This is a genomic window from Pseudomonas sp. MD330_10 (assembly GCF_042610415.1).
GTDB classification, from domain to species: Bacteria; Pseudomonadota; Gammaproteobacteria; order Pseudomonadales; family Pseudomonadaceae; genus Aquipseudomonas; species Aquipseudomonas rhodesiae.
Window position 1 is genome coordinate 1 of sequence record NZ_JBHGZU010000210.1, and the last position, 225, is coordinate 225.

At 42.2% G+C, this 225-nt stretch carries 1 pseudogene; it reads left to right on the forward strand.

The annotated features are described in order from the left end of the window. Positions 1-225, forward strand: a pseudogene (locus ACFZPT_RS27220) (hypothetical protein); the annotation flags it as partial.

Here is a 225-nt window from a genome sequence, read left to right on the forward strand (position 1 = left end):
GGGCGTTGTGGCCTTATCGTGTTGCTTGCGTTTGGTTTGTCGCATCCTGCGTTTGGTATATCTGGTTTCATGGGTGGCCAGAGTGGATTTGACTGTGGATTTTTTTCTCGTCTACATCACTCTATTGATAGTTTTTACTTTCGTCATCTTAGGACTGATGTTATTTGCCGAACATAGAAAGCTGGAAGAGCTGGAGAGTTATTTCAGTAAGAACAAAATGGTTCT